Annotated in this window: 13 protein-coding genes; 3 read left to right on the top strand and 10 right to left on the bottom strand. The window is 70.4% G+C overall.

Going from position 1 to position 16,007, the window contains the following annotated elements; translation table 11 throughout:
- Both Csp2054_RS03045 and Csp2054_RS03040 read right to left on the bottom strand, forming a co-directional pair.
- On the bottom strand, positions 1-1,365 hold the full coding sequence (locus Csp2054_RS03045) for a cystathionine beta-synthase (RefSeq protein ID WP_096897822.1): 1,365 nt from the start codon (positions 1,363-1,365) through the stop codon (positions 1-3).
- Positions 1,366-1,557: 192 nt separating this feature from the next.
- The gene (locus tag Csp2054_RS03040; RefSeq protein WP_411897132.1) at positions 1,558-3,426 is read right to left on the bottom strand and encodes an ABC transporter ATP-binding protein; all 1,869 of its coding nucleotides are present in this window, start codon (positions 3,424-3,426) and stop codon (positions 1,558-1,560) included.
- Between the two features lie 149 nt (positions 3,427-3,575).
- Here Csp2054_RS03040 and Csp2054_RS03035 point away from each other — a divergent pair, with 149 nt between their 5' ends.
- Complete coding sequence (locus Csp2054_RS03035; protein WP_096897821.1) at positions 3,576-4,997, top strand: APC family permease; 1,422 nt, start codon at positions 3,576-3,578, stop codon at positions 4,995-4,997.
- Between the two features lie 210 nt (positions 4,998-5,207).
- Here the strand turns inward: Csp2054_RS03035 and Csp2054_RS03030 are convergent, their stop codons facing one another.
- From Csp2054_RS03030 to Csp2054_RS03010, 5 genes are all read right to left on the bottom strand, one after another.
- Positions 5,208-5,939: a hypothetical protein gene (locus Csp2054_RS03030; protein WP_141399097.1), complete on the bottom strand. Its 732-nt coding sequence runs from the start codon at positions 5,937-5,939 to the stop codon at positions 5,208-5,210.
- Between the two features lie 544 nt (positions 5,940-6,483).
- Entirely contained in the window at positions 6,484-6,867 is a 384-nt protein-coding gene (gene rplL, locus Csp2054_RS03025; RefSeq protein ID WP_066655204.1) for a 50S ribosomal protein L7/L12, read from the bottom strand.
- 51 nt (positions 6,868-6,918) lie between these two features.
- Positions 6,919-7,434, bottom strand: a complete 516-nt coding sequence (gene rplJ / locus Csp2054_RS03020) for a 50S ribosomal protein L10 (RefSeq protein WP_096897819.1) — start codon at positions 7,432-7,434, stop codon at positions 6,919-6,921.
- A 292-nt stretch (positions 7,435-7,726) separates the two neighbouring features.
- The gene (locus Csp2054_RS03015; RefSeq protein WP_096897818.1) at positions 7,727-9,238 is read right to left on the bottom strand and encodes a sensor histidine kinase; all 1,512 of its coding nucleotides are present in this window, start codon (positions 9,236-9,238) and stop codon (positions 7,727-7,729) included.
- Between the two features lie 10 nt (positions 9,239-9,248).
- On the bottom strand, positions 9,249-9,989 hold the full coding sequence (locus Csp2054_RS03010) for a response regulator transcription factor (RefSeq protein ID WP_096897817.1): 741 nt from the start codon (positions 9,987-9,989) through the stop codon (positions 9,249-9,251).
- A gap of 149 nt (positions 9,990-10,138) precedes the next feature.
- Between Csp2054_RS03010 and Csp2054_RS03005 the strand changes: the two genes are divergently transcribed.
- Together Csp2054_RS03005 and Csp2054_RS03000 are read left to right on the top strand one after the other, a co-directional pair.
- A complete protein-coding gene (locus Csp2054_RS03005; RefSeq protein ID WP_096897816.1) occupies positions 10,139-11,683 on the top strand; it encodes an ABC transporter permease in 1,545 nt (514 codons plus the stop codon).
- 149 nt (positions 11,684-11,832) lie between these two features.
- Complete coding sequence (locus Csp2054_RS03000; protein WP_096898016.1) at positions 11,833-12,507, top strand: ABC transporter ATP-binding protein; 675 nt, start codon at positions 11,833-11,835, stop codon at positions 12,505-12,507.
- Between the two features lie 115 nt (positions 12,508-12,622).
- On the opposite strand, the gene Csp2054_RS02995 is transcribed toward Csp2054_RS03000, so the two are convergent.
- From Csp2054_RS02995 to Csp2054_RS02985, 3 genes are all read right to left on the bottom strand, one after another.
- Entirely contained in the window at positions 12,623-13,555 is a 933-nt protein-coding gene (locus Csp2054_RS02995; RefSeq protein ID WP_096897815.1) for a TolB family protein, read from the bottom strand.
- 574 nt (positions 13,556-14,129) lie between these two features.
- Positions 14,130-14,969, bottom strand: coding sequence for a carbohydrate ABC transporter permease (locus Csp2054_RS02990; protein WP_096897814.1), 840 nt, complete (start codon positions 14,967-14,969; stop codon positions 14,130-14,132).
- A complete protein-coding gene (locus Csp2054_RS02985) occupies positions 14,962-15,957 on the bottom strand; it encodes a carbohydrate ABC transporter permease (RefSeq protein ID WP_096897813.1) in 996 nt (331 codons plus the stop codon). The genes Csp2054_RS02990 and Csp2054_RS02985 overlap by 8 nt, the downstream gene beginning before the upstream one ends.
- Positions 15,958-16,007 lie beyond the last annotated feature (50 nt).

Raw genomic sequence — 16,007 nt, 5'->3', positions numbered from 1 at the left:
TCACTCGGACAGGGACGTGAGCAGGTCGTGGCGGGTGAGGACGGTGACGGGCTTGCCGTCCTCGACCACCAGGAGCGCGTCGACGGTCTCGAGCGCGCGCCGGGCGGCGGCCACGGACTCCCCCGCGCCGATGAGCGGCAGCGGCTCGCCGACGAACGGCGTGAGGGCGTCCGTCATCGATGCCGCTCCGGTGAAGACCTGCTCGAGCAGGTCCTTCTCGGCGACGGCGCCGACGACCTCGCCGATGACGACGGGCGGCTCCGCGCTGAGGACGGGCATCTGCGAGACGCCGTACGTCGCCATGATGTCGACGACGTCGCGGACGGTGTCGGACGGGTGCGCGTGGACGAGGTCCGGCAGCCGTCCGTCCTTGCCGGCGACGATCGACCCCACCGTCCGGGCGTCGTCGGTCTCGGCGAAGCCGTAGGAGCGCATCCACCGGTCGTTGAAGATCTTCCCGAGGTAGCCGCGGCCGCCGTCGGGCAGGAGCACCACGACGACGTCGTCCTCGGTCAGGTCGGCGGCTGCGCGGAGTGCCGCGACCACGGCCATGCCGCTCGACCCGCCGACGAGCAGGCCCTCCTCGCGGGCGAGTCGCCGCGTCATCGCGAACGACTCGGCGTCGGTGACGGCGATTATCTCGTCGGGCACCCCGGCGTCGTAGGCGGGCGGCCAGAAGTCCTCGCCGACGCCCTCGACCAGGTACGGTCGACCGGTGCCGCCCGAGTAGACGGAGCCCTCCGGGTCCGCGCCGACGATCCGCACCCGCCCGTCCGAGGCCTCCTTGAGGTAGCGCCCGGTGCCGGAGATCGTGCCCCCGGTGCCGACGCCGGCGACGAAGTGCGTGATCTGCCCCTCGGTGTCGCGCCAGATCTCGGGGCCCGTCGTCTCGTAGTGGCTGCGCGGTCCGTTCGGGTTCGCGTACTGGTTCGGCTTGTAGGCGCCCGGGATCTCCTGCACGAGCCGGTCGGACACCGAGTAGTACGACTCCGGGTGCTCCGGCGGGACGGCGGTCGGCGTGACCACGATCTCGGCGCCGTAGGCCGTGAGGACGTTGCGCTTGTCCTCGCCGACCTTGTCCGGCAGCACGAACACGCACCGGTAGCCGCGCTGCTGGGCGACGAGCGCCAGGCCGACGCCGGTGTTGCCCGAGGTCGGTTCGACGATCGTGCCGCCGGGACGCAGGTCGCCCGACGCCTCGGCCGCGTCGATGATCCGGGTCGCGATGCGGTCCTTCGACGATCCACCGGGGTTGAGGTACTCGACCTTGACGAGGACGGTCGCCCGGATGCCCTCGGTCACGCGGTTGAGCTTGACGAGTGGGGTGTCGCCGACGAGGTCGACGACGGAGTTGGCGTAACGCACGGCCCCGAGTCTAGGTGCGCTACCCGGGTGGTCCCGGGGACGTGACGATGCGTTGCGTGGGTGCCCACCTGGCGCGCCGTCGGACCAGCGGGTCGCGTGTTCGCCGTGCCCCGCACCGGACGGGAGGCGCGGTGCCCGGCCGCCACGGGCCTCCCGTCCGACCCGCGGCGACGGGGCGCACCGCCCGGTCGATCAGGCGCCGACGGGGAGGTTCTGCTGCCGGTGCAGCGTCGCGTAGGTGCCGTCGAGCGCCAGGAGCTCGTCGTGCGAGCCCTGCTCGACGATGCGGCCGTGGTCGAGGACGAAGATCACGTCCGCGTCGCGCACCGTCGACAGCCGGTGCGCGATCGAGATCGTCGTGCGCCCCGCCGCCGCGGTGTCGAGCGCCGTCTGGACGACGCGCTCCGAGATCGAGTCGAGGGCGCTCGTGGCCTCGTCGAGGACGAGGACGGGCGGGTCCTTCAGCAGGACCCGGGCGATCGCGATCCGCTGCTTCTCACCGCCGGACAGCCGGTACCCCCGCTCCCCGACGACCGTGTCGTAGCCGTCCGGGAACGACGCGATGGTGTCGTGGATGTTCGCCGCCCGCGCGGCACGTTCGACCTCGTCGTCGGTCGCGTCCGGCTTGGCGTAGCGCAGGTTGTCGGCGATGGTCGCGTGGAACAGGTAGGTCTCCTGGCTGACGATGCCGACGTGGCGCATCAGGTCCTCGTGCTCGAGGTCACGGACGTCCCGTCCGGCGAACCGCACGGATCCGGCAGTGGCCTCGTACAGCCGGGGCACGAGGTAGGAGACGGTCGTCTTGCCCGCACCGGACGGCCCGACGAACGCCGCGAACTGGCCGGGCTGCAGCTCGAACGACACGTCGCGGAGCGTGGGTGCGTCGGGCTCGCCGTCCGGGTAGGTGAAGGTCACGTGGTCGAAGGCGACGTGCCCGAGGCGCGATTCGTCGACGGGCTCCGCGGTCGGCGAGTCCGTGATCGCCGGCCGCAGGTCGAGGTACTCGAAGATCCGCGCGAACAGCGCTCCGGACGTCTGGAGGTCGAGGACGACCCGGAGCAGCCCCACGGTCGGGAACAGCAACCGCGACTGCACTGTGGTGAAGGCGACGATCGTGCCGGCCGTGATCGGGACGCCACCGAGGATCAGGTAGGCGGCGACCAGGTAGATCACCGCGGGGATGATCGACAGGAAGATCTGCACGATGGCGAAGAACCACTGGCCGGACATCTGCTGCCGGACCTGGAGCCGGATCTGGTTCCGGTTCTCGTCGCCGTACCGCTGGGTCTCGCTGCGCTGCTGGTTGAAGCTCTTGGCGAGCAGGATGCCGGAGACGCTCAGGGCCTCCTGCGTGATCGCGGTCATGTCGGACAGCGACTCCTGCGTCTGGGCGGCGATGCGTGCGCGCACCTGTCCCACCCGGCGCTGGGCGATGACCAGCAGCGGCAGCGGGACCACGGCGACGAGGGTCATCTGCCAGCTGAGGAGCAGCATGGCGACGACCGCGGCGATGACGGTCACGGTGTTGCCCAGGACGGACGAGATCGTGTTGTTGAGGACACTCGCGACGCCGCCGACGTCGTTCTGCAGCCGCGACTGGATCACACCCGTCTTCGTGCGGGTGAAGAAGGCGAGTTCCATCCGCTGCAGGTGGCCGAACAGACGCATCCGCATCGCACCCATGACCTTGTTGCCGACGGTCGCGGTGAGGTAGGTCTGCCAGACACCGATGCCGGCGCTCGCGATCCACAGCGCGACCATCCCGCCGACCAGGGCGTACAGCACCGGCAGGTCCGGCCCGCCGCCACCCGGCGGGAACAGTCCCTCGTCGAAGGCGCGCTGGGTCAGGAGCGGGGGCACCACCGAGAGCGCGGCGCCCGCGAGCACCAGGACCACCGTCAGCGTGATCGACGCGCGGTGCGGGGCGAACAGGCCCGCGATGCGGTGGAGCAGGTGCGGGATCTTCGGCGCCTCGGCGTTGGCGGCCTTCTGCGCCGCGTGGTCGCCGCTGGAGATCCGCCCACCCGGGCGTGGTCCGCGCCCGCCGTGTCCCATGCTCATGCGTGTTCCTCCTGCATCGACCAGGGCAACCGTACCGCCGGGCGACGACATCCGACCGCGGCGTCGGTTTGACCCCGTCCGGGGGGCATGCCACCATTTCACGTCCCCGTCCGGCCGCGCGGCCTGACCCCGCGCTCCCCCGAGGTCCCATGACGTCCGCCCCGCCCTCCGTGTCCCTCCGCCAGCAGCTCACGCGGCGCAAGCCCATCGAGGACCTGCAGGCCGAGGCCGCCCGCGGGGTCGACGGCGAGCCGCTCCGGCGCTCCCTGGGCGTGTGGCACCTCACGATGATCAGCGTCGGTGCCACGCTCGGCACGGGCATCCTCGTGGTGCTCGGCACGGCCGTCCCGCTCGCCGGGCCCGCGGTGTGGATCTCGTTCGTGCTCGCCGGGGTCGCGGCCCTGCTGTCGGCGCTGTCCTACGCGGAGATGGCCGGGGCGGTGCCGACGTCGGGGTCGAGCTACTCGTACACCTACGCCACCATGGGCGAGGGGATCGCCTGGGTCTGCGGGTGGTGCCTCGTGCTCGAGTACGCGGTGTCCGTGGCGGCCGTCGCGGTCGGGGCGAGCGAGTACGTCGACGAGACGCTGCGGGTGTTCGGGCTGCACCTGCCGACCGCGATCTCCTCCCCGCCGGGTGACGGCGGCCTCGTGAACCTGCCGGCGGCGGTGCTGGTGCTCCTCGCCACCGTGGTCCTGCTCCCCGGCGTCCGTGAGAGCGCGTGGGTGAACACGCTGATGGTCCTCGTGAAGATCGCCCTGCTGGTGTTCTTCGTCGTCGTGGCGTTCACGGCGTTCCGCGCGGGCAACTTCGAGCCGCTCGCCCCGATGGGCGCCGCCGGGGTCACCGCTGCGGCCTCGCGCCTGTTCTTCTCCTACATCGGGTTCGACGCCGCCTCCACCGCGGGCGAGGAGGCGAAGGACCCCCGCCGGGACCTCCCGCGCGCGATCATCGGGTCGATCGCCCTCATCACGGCGCTCTACATCCTGGTGGCCGTCGCCGCGATCGGTGCGCGCACGTGGACGTCGTTCTCCGATTCCGAGGCCTCGCTCGTCCGGATCGTCGTCGACGTCACCGGGCAGCCCCTGGTCGCGCTGGTGTTCTCCGTCGGCGCGGTGATCGCGATCGCGAGCGTCGTGCTCACGGTGCTCTACGGCCAGACCCGCATCCTCCTGACGATGGCGCGCGACGGCCTGGTGCCGAAGGTCTTCGGGCGCGTGTCGCACCGCACGGGGACCCCGGTCGCGAACACGCTCATCGTCGGCATCGTCGTGACCGTGGTCGCCGCGCTCGTGCCGCTCGGGGAGCTCGCCGACGCGACGAGCATCGGCACCCTGGTGGCGTTCGCGCTCGTGAACGTGTCGGTGATCGTCCTCCGCCGGACGCGGCCCGGGCTCGAGCGCTCGTACCGGGTGCCGCTGTTCCCGGTCGTCCCCGTGCTCGGCACGCTGTGCTGCGTGCTCCTCGCGGTGTTCCTCGGTGCCGGGACCTGGATCGCGTTCGGCGTGTGGATGCTCGTCGGCGCCGCGCTGTACCTGCTCTGGGGCCGGCGCCACAGCACCTTGCGCTGACCCGCACCCGGCCCGGCCGCCCCGCGCTGCTCGCGGCCGCGCCGCTGCGCCCGCCCCGGTCGCCACGGCCGCCCCGCGCTGCTCGCGGCCGCACCCAACCGTGCGTCGCTTTCGCGAAAGCGACAGGATCGTCGGTCACCGCGCCGGGATTCTGTCGCTTCAGCGGGGCTCTCCCCGAAGCGATCTGCACGGGTGTCGCTTCTGAGCCACTCACCGGCATGGCACCCGGTGGTGCCGGAGCTGCGCCCGCAGCCGTTCCTTCGACGTGAGGTGTTCCCAGTAGACGCGGACGAACCCACGGACTTCGTCGTGAGAGCGGATGCGGTCTTCGCGACGCTTCTCGTCCCAGAGCGCGTCGGCGGGTCGCTTCCCTCGGAGCATCGAGGGGTCTTCGTACTTCGTGCGCCCGTCGAACTCGATCACGATGCCCTGCTCGGGCAGCCAGAAGTCGACGCGGTCGACCGTGCCGTCAGCTCCTCGGAACTCGTGCTGCGGTTCCATTTCCGGGCAGCCGAGTTCTGCGGCGCGTGCAGCGAAGAACGACTCCCCGACCGACTCGTGGCGGGCGTCGCAGATGTCGAGGGCGTGTTCGACCCGCACACCACCCCACGGCCCGACCTCGTCCGCGATGGTCTGGAGCTCGTCGACCGAGACCCCCTTGCGGAGCGCGTGGTCGAGCGACACGACCGCGGTCGAGAGGTCCCCGCGCCGACCGAGTTCGACCACCGTCTGCGCGAGTGACGCGAACGCGACTCCGTGGAAGGTCCGGTCGTCCAGTCGGGTCGTGCCCGCGTGCAGGGTGAGTCCGACGCGCTGTGCTGTGTGGTCGAGTGACGGCACCACGGCGTGCACGCGCTCGGGCCATGGCGTGAGACGCGGAACACCGTGGACGGCCGCCGCCGAGTCCAGTGCGAACACCGCGTCGAGGCGGAGGATCGGCACGCTCGCTCGCATCCGGACGAGATGCCTCGACCGCGCGTCCAGTCCGGACCAGGCTGCTCGGTCGACGAAGACTCCGTGTCGGACCCGGACGAGCTGCCCGGCGCGCTGCCGGCGTTGGAGGCGGCGCGATGCAGAACGGTCGACGGGGTCGGTTCGCAGGAGTTCGATGGCATTCGCTGGGTGCATGGCAGCACCGTGTCGCCCTTGCGCGACCAATGCGGACGACGCGGCCCACCTGTGGATCGTCTGCTGTGCCTCCCGGCCATGTGGAGGACTTGTCGAAGCGACAGATCTGCGGATCCCCGGGCCGTTCGCCGTGCTGAAGCGACAGATCGCACGCGATCAGCGCGACGAACCTGTCGCTTTCGCGAAAGCGACAGCCCGCACGCCACTCGCTTTCGCGAAAGCGACAGCCCGCAAGCCACTCGCTTTCGCGAAAGCGACAGCCCGCACGCCGAACACCACGACCCACACCCACCCTCCCCCGCACACGACGAAGGCCGCCGCCCCGAGGGGCGACGGCCTTCAGACCAGACGGTCGAACTTACGCGAGCTCGATCGTGGCGCCGGCGGCCTCGAGGGCCTCCTTCGCCTTGTCAGCGGTCTCCTTGTTGACGCCCTCGAGGATCTTGGCGTCAGCGGTCTCGACGAGCGCCTTGGCCTCGCCGAGGCCGAGCGACGTGAGGCCACGGACCTCCTTGATGACCTGGATCTTCTTGTCACCGGCCGACTTGAGGACGACGTCGAACTCGGTCTTCTCCTCGACCTCCTCGGCGGGGGCAGCAGCGCCACCGGCCGCGGCGACCGCGACGGGGGCAGCAGCGGTGACCTCGAAGACCTCTTCGAACTTCTTCACGAAGTCCGAGAGCTCGATGAGCGTGAGCTCCTTGAAGGCCTCGATGAGCTCGTCCTGCGAAAGCTTCGCCATGATTTTCTCCTACTTGCTAATGCGTGGTGTGGTTGTGGAACGCGTGCCCGATCAGGCCGCGGACTCCTGCTTCTCGCGGAGGGCGTCCACGGTGCGGACGGCCTGCGAGAGGGGTGCCTGGAACAGGTACGCAGCACCGAACAGCGAGGCCTTGAAGGCGCCGGCGAGCTTGCCGAGCAGCACATCGCGGGACTCGAGGTCGGCGAGCTTGTCCACCTCGGTCGCGGAGAGCGGGTTACCGTCGAAGTAACCGCCCTTGACCACGAGCTGAGGGTTCGCCTTGGCGAATGCACGCAGCGACTTCGCGACGGCGACGGTGTCACCGTGGACGAAGGCGAGAGCGGACGGACCGGCGAGCTCGTCGTCGAACGACGAGATGCCGGCGTTGTTCGCCGCGATCTTGGTCAGCGTGTTCTTCACCACGGCGTACGTGGCGTGCTCACGGATCGAGTTGCGGAGCTCCTTGAGCTGCGCCACCGTGAGACCGCGGTACTCGGTGAGCAGGACGGCGTTCGAGCTCTGGAATGCTTCCGTGAGCTCGGCGACCGCAGCTTCCTTGTTCGCCATGGTTCTCCTTGGGGGTTTCTTGTCGGCAGCCCCGGGTCCACAGCACACATGAAAAAAGCTCCGGCGCAGAGGCTCGGAGCTGCTCCCCCACGAGGGAAGGAGAGGTTCGGAACACCTGCGCGGGCTGCCTCACGGAGTGAGGACCTTCGCCTGGTGCGCGAGCGCGCCAGGAACCGACGGTCTTTGGCTTCGAGAACTGTACCAGACGTCGCGGACGGCACCAAACGTCCGCCACAGCGCCGGGACACCGGACGGGAGGCGCGGTGCGGGCCCGCACCGCGCCTCCCGTCCGTCAGGTGGTTGCGGGAGCCGCCTCTGGCGTCTCCGACCAGCCCGCCTGGTCCGCGTCGTCGCCGACCGTCGCCGACGTCGTGACGGGCAGGTGCACCGTGAACACGGTGTCGCCCGGCTCGCTCGTCACGTCCACGCGTCCACCGTGCGCCTGCACGACCGCGTCGACGATCGCGAGCCCGAGGCCGGTCGAACCCACGGTCCGGGAGCGCGAGGAGTCCGCACGCGCGAACCGCTCGAACAGCTTCGGCAGGAACTCCGGGTCGATGCCCTGTCCGGTGTCGCGGACGGTGAGGTCCACGCCGTCGGACGTGCGGGCGATCCCGACCGTGATGCGGGTGCCCTCGGGGGTGTGGGTCCTGGCGTTCGTGACGAGGTTGACGATGACCTGGTGGAGCCGTGCGGCGTCGCCGAGCACCTCGACCGGAGCGTCCGGCACGTCCACCTCGATGACGTGCCCCGGCGAGGCGGCGTGCGCGTCGTTCACGGCGTCGAGCACGAGCCCGGTGAGGTCGACGTCGTCGAACTGGATCTCCCGGCCCTCGTCGAGCCGGGCGAGGAGCAGCAGGTCCTCGACCATGCTCGTCATCCGCTTCGACTCCGACTCGATGCGGCTCATCGCGTAGACGACGTCCGCGGGCAGGTCGGCGCCCATGCGGCGGGTGAGCTCGGCGTACCCGCGCACCGAGGCCAGCGGGGTGCGGAGCTCGTGCGAGGCGTCGGCGACGAACTGCCGGACCTTCTGCTCTGAGCGTTCCCGGGCCTGCATCGCCCCGCCGATGTGGCCGAGCATGCGGTTGAACGCGGCGCCGACCCGCCCGACCTCGGTGCGGGGGTCGGCATCCGGGACCCGCACGTCGTCGAGGACGCTGCTGCGCTCGAGGGGCATGCGCGCCACGGCCGAGGCGGTCTCGGCGACACGTTCGAGGGGTCGGAGCGCCCGTCGGACGACGACCGCGGCGACGATCGACCCGGCGAGCAGCGCCCCGGCGACGACCACCACGACGACCCAGAACAGTGACCAGACGCTCTGGTACACGGGTGCCATCGGGATCCCGACCACGAGGACGGCGTTGCCGATCCCCGGGGTGTCCACCTGCACGGCCGCCACACGGTACCGGCCGAGTGCGCCCTCGAGGTCCAGCGTCGCCGGATCGACGCCGACCTTCACCTCGCCCAGCCGGGAGAGCTGGTCGGTCGTCAGCAGGGAGCGGGACCCGTCGTCGTTCAGGACGATGCCGCCCGCGCCGCCGCCGGTGACGTAGTACGCCGTGAGGGTGCCGGCCGCCTGCCCGAGCGGCTGCAGTGCGTCGTCGTTCGGGCGCTGTCCGCCCTGGGGTTGCTCGCCCTGTCCGAACCGGGTCGACGCGCGGTCGGTCGCCTTCTGCAGCTGGGCGTCGATCGCGGCGGTCTGGATCGTCGAGAGCGCGATGATGCTCCCCGCGCCGATGACCGCGGAGACGGCGACGACGAGGGCGACGATGCTCAGGACGAGCCGACGACGGAGGGTCACTGCGCGGACCTCAGGACGTCGGCTTGATGACGTACCCGACGCCGCGCACCGTGTGGATCATCGGGGTCTCACCGGCGTCGATCTTCTTGCGCAGGTAGGAGATGTAGATCTCGACGACGGAGCTCTTGCCGCCGAAGTCGTACGACCACACGCGGTCGAGGATCTGCGCCTTCGACAGCACACGGCGGGGGTTGCGCATGAGGAAGCGGAGGAGCTCGAACTCGGTGGCGGTGAGCTCGATCGGACGACCGGCACGCGACACCTCGTAGGACTCCTCGTCGAGGACGAGGTCGCCGACGACGATGCGGGAGTCGCCGGCCTCGGAGATCGAGATCTGCGAGCGGCGGATCAGCCCGCGGAGGCGCGCCACCACCTCTTCCAGCGAGAACGGCTTCGTGACGTAGTCGTCGCCGCCCGCCGTGAGCCCGGTCACACGGTCCTCGACGCTGTCCTTCGCGGTGAGGAACAGCACCGGGGTGTCGTCGTTGTTCTGCCGGAGCCGGCTGAGGACCTGCAGGCCGTCGAGGTCCGGCATCATCACGTCGAGCACCATCGCGTCGGGCTTCCACTCCCGAGCCGTGCTCAGGGCGTCCTGGCCGCCGTTCGCGCTCTTCACGTCCCAGCCCTCGTAGCGGAGCGCCATGGACAGGAGGTCGGTGAGGCTGGCCTCGTCGTCGACGACGAGGATGCGCAACGGGGAACCGTCGGCACGCGTGAGGCGCGGGGCTGCTGCAGGCTGGGAGATGGTCACGTCTTCGAGTATCGAGAGTTTCCTATGAGCGGTCTGAGACGTGCCGATGTCCGTCCTGTGGATCGCACATAGCGCATTCATCGGATCCCGCGACACTGCTCATCAGCTCCGTCCCTACGGTCTCCCCGATCCCTACACCGAGGAGAACCATGTTCCTGACCTACCTCAGGCGCGAGCTCACGAACCGCAGGAAGCAGACGGTCATCATCGCCGTCGGCATGGCGCTCGCGATCGCCCTGGTCGTCATCGTGTCGTCGATCGCCAGCGGGGTGCAGCGTGCCCAGGCGAGCGTGCTGCAGTCCGTCTACGGCGTCGGCACCGACATCACCGTCACGAAGACCGAGGAGCCGACCGCGGGCAGCACCGGCCGGCCGAGCTTCGACTTCGGCAGCCGCTCCGGCAGCGACGGCGGTTCGACCGACCTGTCGCAGTCGCGGCTCGCCGTGGCACGGGGCACGAGCACGCTCAGTGCCTCGGACGTCCGGACGGTGACGGCGACGGACGGCGTCAAGGCGGCGACCGGCGTGCTGACGCTCGAGGACACGACCTTCTCCGGGCAGGTCAAGCAGAACAGCAGCGGTACCACGGGCAGCAGCAGCACGGGCAGCAGCAACACCGGCGAGAGCGACGCGCAGCAGGGTCCCCCGAGCGGCGGCGGGGGTGGCGGCTTCGGCGGCGGCTCGTTCAGCGTCGACTCGTTCACCGTCACGGGCATCCCCGTCTCCGGTGACACGGTCGGTCCCCTCACGAGCACCGAGCTGACGAAGGGACGCACGTTCACGGCGAAGGACGCCGGCAAGGACGTCGTCGTGCTCGACAGCTCGTACGCGAAGAGCGAGGACAAGGCCGTCGGGGACACGCTCTCGATCGGCGGGACGAAGTTCACCGTCATCGGGATCGTCGCGTCGACCGGCTCGTCGAGCTCCACAGGCTCGAACACGTACGTCCCGCTCGACACCGCGCAGTCGCTCGCCGACCTCGACGGCAAGGTCACCTCGATCTACGTCTCCGCCGAGTCGTCGTCGGACGTGGGCACGATCAAGTCCGCGCTGTCGAAGAAGCTCTCGAGCGCGACCGTCTCCACCGAGGCCGACCTCGCGTCGAGCGTCTCCGGGTCCCTCGGCACGGCGTCGTCGCTCGTGTCGAACCTCGGCACGTGGCTGTCGATCGTGGTCCTCGCCGCGGCGTTCCTCATCGCGATCCTGTTCACCATCTCCGGCGTCACCCGACGCACGCGTGAGTTCGGCACGCTCAAGGCCATCGGCTGGTCGAACGGCCGGATCACCCGACAGGTCGCGGGCGAGTCGCTCGTGCAGGGACTCATCGGCGGGGTGATCGGCGCAGCCGTGGGTCTCATCGGGATCCTCGTCGTGAACGTCATCGCCCCGACGGTCTCGGCGAGCGCCTCGACCTCCACCCGTGGCGGCATGGGCACAGGAGGTGGGATGCCCGGTGGCGCTGCGACCGGAGCGGCCGGTGGCGGCTCGGCCGGTGGCGCCCCCGCCGGTGGGTTCGGCGGCGGCGGTGCGAGCAGCGCCAGCACGACCGACGTCGTCCTGCACGCTCCCGTGACCGTCGAGGTGATCCTCCTCGCCATCGGCCTCGCGATCCTCGGCGGCCTCCTCGCCGGCGCGCTCGGCGGGTGGCGCGCGAGCCGGCTCCGACCGGCCGAGGCGCTGCGGAGCGTCGCCTGATGCCCGCGCCGACCACCGGCGCGGTCCCCGTCCCGGCACGCCCGGACGCGACCGCCGACGACCGCAGCACCCCCGACCCGACAGGAGCCACCGTGACCACCCCGACGACCGCAGCGTCCGCGACGGAGGCGAGCCGCGCCTCCCGGCCGATCTACCGTCTGCAGAACGTGAGCAAGACGTACCAGCAGAAGAAGCGGACCGTCACCGCGCTGACCAACGTCGACCTGACGATCCCGCAGGGCCAGCTCGTGGCGATCCAGGGGCCGACCGGCGGCGGCAAGTCCACGCTGCTGCAGATGCTCGGTGCGCTCGACCGGCCGAGCGCCGGGAGCGTCCTGCTCGGCGACCACGACGTCGCGAAGCTCGGCGACGGGGCGCTCACCGACCTCCGGGCGACCGAGATCGGGTTCGTGTTCCAGAGCTTCAACCTCATCCCGACGTTGACCGCCCTGGAGAACGTCGAGACCGCGTTCGCGGGGTCCCTCGCGAACCGCTCGAAGGCCGAGGTGCGCGAGCGCTCCGCGGCGGCGCTCCGCGAGGTCGGGCTGGGCGAACGGCTCGACCACCTGCCGGCGGAGCTCTCCGGCGGGCAGCAGCAGCGGGTCGCGATCGCTCGGGCACTCGTGAAGAACCCGTCGGTGCTGCTCGCCGACGAGCCGACCGGGGCGCTCGACGAGGGGACGCGCGACGAGATCATGGGCCTGATCGAGAAGCAGTGGAAGGAGCGCGGGCTGACCGTGGTCATCGTCACGCACGACTCGTGGGTGGCACGTCGGGCGGAGCGCCGCCTCCACATCAAGCAGGGGCAGGTGCGCGAGGTGTAGCGCGCCGTCCCGCGCGCGGCCGAGACTCGGCTCAGCGGCCAGTTCCGTGGCCTCGGCCCCGCGGAACCGTCCGCGGGGCCGAGTCTCGGCGACCTCGGCCCGCGGACCCGGCCCCCTACCGCACCGGGTAGTCGCAGTAGGCGAACCACCGTGAGTCCGGCGACCACGGCGGGACGTTCACGGTCCCCTGCCCGCCGTCGAGCGCGACGAGGGTCTCTGGCAGCACCGCGATCCGGGCACCACGCACGAGTGCGCCGGGGAGCAGCCGCAGCTCGACGCGGTGGTCGGCCGGGTGCCCCTGGACGCCGGGCTCGTACGACAGGTACAGCAGGTGCGCGCCGTCCGGCGACAGGTGCGGGAACCAGTTCACCCGGTCGTCGTCCGTGAGGCGCACGGGCTCGCCACCGTCGCGCACCACCGCGAGCTGAGCCGTGCCGGGAGTGAACCGCTCGGTGTTCCACAGCACTGCCCCGTCCGCGAACGTGCAGCCGTCGTCGGGGAACCCGTCACGTGTCAGGAAGGTCGGTTCGCCGGTGCCCGGGTCGACGCTGGCGACGTCCGTCGTCCAGACCCCGTCCGGGGTCAGCTCGCCGACGATCGCCGCGAGGGCGCGCCCGTCCGCCGCGATGCCGTGCAGGTAGAACTTGCGCGTCGTCGGGAGCGCGGTCGTCGTGTCGGTGAGCTGTCGGGCCTCGCCGCCCGCCGGCAGCGGCACCCGGTACAGCTCGCCGTTCCGCGCGCTCACCACGACCGACCCGTCCGAGCGGTCGAGCACGTGGTCGTTGTTGATCTCCTCGACGCCGGGCATCGGCACCGGGACGAGCGCGGTCTCGTCGAGCACGCGGTCGTCACCCGGCGCGGGCAGCGGCAGCAACCAGAGGTCTCCGCCGCCGTTGAGCACGAGGGTGTCGTCGTCGAGGACGTTCGGCGCCTCGACCAGCAGCGTGCTCGACTCGAACACGAGCCGGCCGGTCCGCGCCCCGACGTCGTACACGTGGACGCGGCTGGTCTGGCCGGGCAGCAGTTGCCGTCCGCGGGGTTCGGTCATGGGTCCATCCTGTCGGGGGTTGGTGGCGGTGGGGTGGGAGTGTGCGGACCTGTCGCTCCTGGGTTGCGGTGTCGCTGCCACACCAGGGTGTCGCTCCCGCGCGGGCATGTCGTTCCCGCGCGGGGTGTCCCTTCGGCACGGGGGTGTCGCTCCCGCGCGGGCATGTCGTTCCCGCGCGGGGTGTCGCTTCAGCACGGGGGTGTCGCTCCCGCGCGGGCATGTCGTTCCCGCGCGGGGTGTCCCTTCGGCACGGGGGTGTCGCTCCCGCGCGGGCATGTCGTTCCCGCGCGGGGTGTCGCTTCGGCACGGGGGTGTCGCTTCCGCGAGAGCGACACCGTGCCGGCACCCGATGCCACGCAACTGTCGCTTTCACGGGCTCCGTCGGGCATGCAGCGGCGGCCGGTTCGCGAAAGCGACACCGTGCCGCCGCGCGACACGACGCAACTGTCGCTTTCGCGGAAGCGACAGCGCGACAGCGCGACACCGCACCGCACCACGGCGCACACCGCGGCAGACCGACGGGAGGCGCGGTGCGGGTCGGACCCGCACCGCGCCTCCCGTCGGGTGGTCGCGCCTACTTCACCGCGCCCGCGGTCAGGCCGGCGACGAACTGCCGCTGCACGATGAGGAACGCGATCACGACCGGGATCGACACGACGAGCGACGCCGCCATGATCTGGTTCCAGTACACGTTCGTCTGCGTCGAGTACTGCTGTAGCCCGACCGCGAGCGTCTGCCCGTTGCCGTTCGTCATGACGGAGGCGAAGAGCACCTCACCCCAGGCGGTCATGAACGAGTAGATCCCGACCGCGACGAGGCCCGGACGAGCCGACGGCAGGATGATCCGGAACAGCGCCCCCATCGGACCGGAGCCGTCCACCATCGCGGCCTCGTCGAGGTCGCGCGGGATCGTCTCGAAGTAGCCCGCGAGCATCCAGATCGAGAACGGCAGCGTGAACGTCAAGTAGGTGATGATCAGGCCGAGCCACGACCCGACGAGCTGGATGCCGAGGGCGTTCCCGAGGTTCGTGAAGATCAGGAACAGCGGGAGCAGGAACAGCACGCCCGGGAACATCTGCGTGGAGAGCACCGCCGTGGTGAACGTGCTCTTCCCCTTGAAGTTCCAGCGCGAGACACCGTAGGCGGCGAACGTCGCGATGATGAGCGAGAACACGGTCGCGACGGTGCAGACCACGAGCGAGTTGATGAAGTACTGCCCCAGCGGCACCGTCGACCACATGTCGATGAACGGCTGCAGCGTGATGTGCGTCGGGATCCACGTGAAGTCGTTCTGCACGTCGCCGAGCGGCTTCATCGCGGTCGTGATCATCACGTAGAGCGGGACGACCGTGAACAGCGTCAGGACGACGAGCGTCACGATCTTGAAGGACTTGGCGCCAGCTGTCTCACGCACGGACGGACCTCCGGTTGGTCACGGCGAGGTAGATGCCCGTGACGATGAGCAGGAAGATGAGGAGCAGCACGCTCATCGCGGCACCGGAGCCGAAGTTCCAGGTGATGAACGACGCGTTGTAGATGTGGAAGCTCAACAGGTCGGCGGCCGGCGGCTGCGCGGTCGAGCCGAACAGCACGTACGGCGTGTTGAAGTCGTTGAACGTCCAGAGGAACATCACGAGGACCAGCGTCACGTTGACCGGACGCACCATCGGCAGCGTGATCGAGCGCCACTGCCGGAAGGGCTTCGCGCCGTCGACCGAGGCGGCCTCGTACACGTCGCTCGGGACCGACTGCAGGCCGGCCATGAGCATGAGGAAGGCGAAGGGCCAGGTCTTCCAGATCGCCACGACGACGACCGACACGAAGGCGTTCGACCCGATCAGCCAGAACGGCCCCTGCCCGAGCAGGTGGAGCTGGTCGACGAGCACGTGGTTCACCGCACCGGAGTCCCGCTGGAACATGAACTTCCAGGTGATGATGCCCGCGTACATGGGCAGCGCGTACGGCACCAGGAAGAGCGTGCGGAACAGGCCGCGTCCGCGGAACGGCTTCTGCAGCGCCACGGCCGCCGCCATGCCAAGACCCCAGGAGAGTCCGACGACCAGGACGGTGTAGCCGCAGGTGACGAGGAACGAGTTGAGCACGCCCTTGCCGATGGCCTGGTCGAAGTCGATCGCGACGGAGTAGTTGTTCAGGCCGGCGAACGGTGCCGCGCCCCAGTTGGCGATGAAGTACTTGGTGAGCTGGATGAACGAGATCCAGATGCCGGTGAGCATCGGGATGATGTGGATGAGCAGCTCGAACAGGACCGCCGGCGCGACGAGGGCGTAGGGCAGCCAGTGCGTCTTGCGCTTGCGCTTCCCACCCGGGGCGCCCGAGATGGTCGGGGCCTTCGTGTGGGTCAGGTCGATGCGCTCGGAGTCGGGCAGGACCGAGGTGGACATTCGGGGCCTTTCGGCAGAGGAGGATCGTGTGCGTCGTCCGTCGCGACCAG

The sequence above is a fragment of the Curtobacterium sp. 'Ferrero' genome (genome assembly GCF_002412165.1).
Classification (GTDB): domain Bacteria; phylum Actinomycetota; class Actinomycetes; order Actinomycetales; family Microbacteriaceae; genus Curtobacterium.
This window is presented reverse-complemented; position numbering and strand designations above follow the sequence as displayed.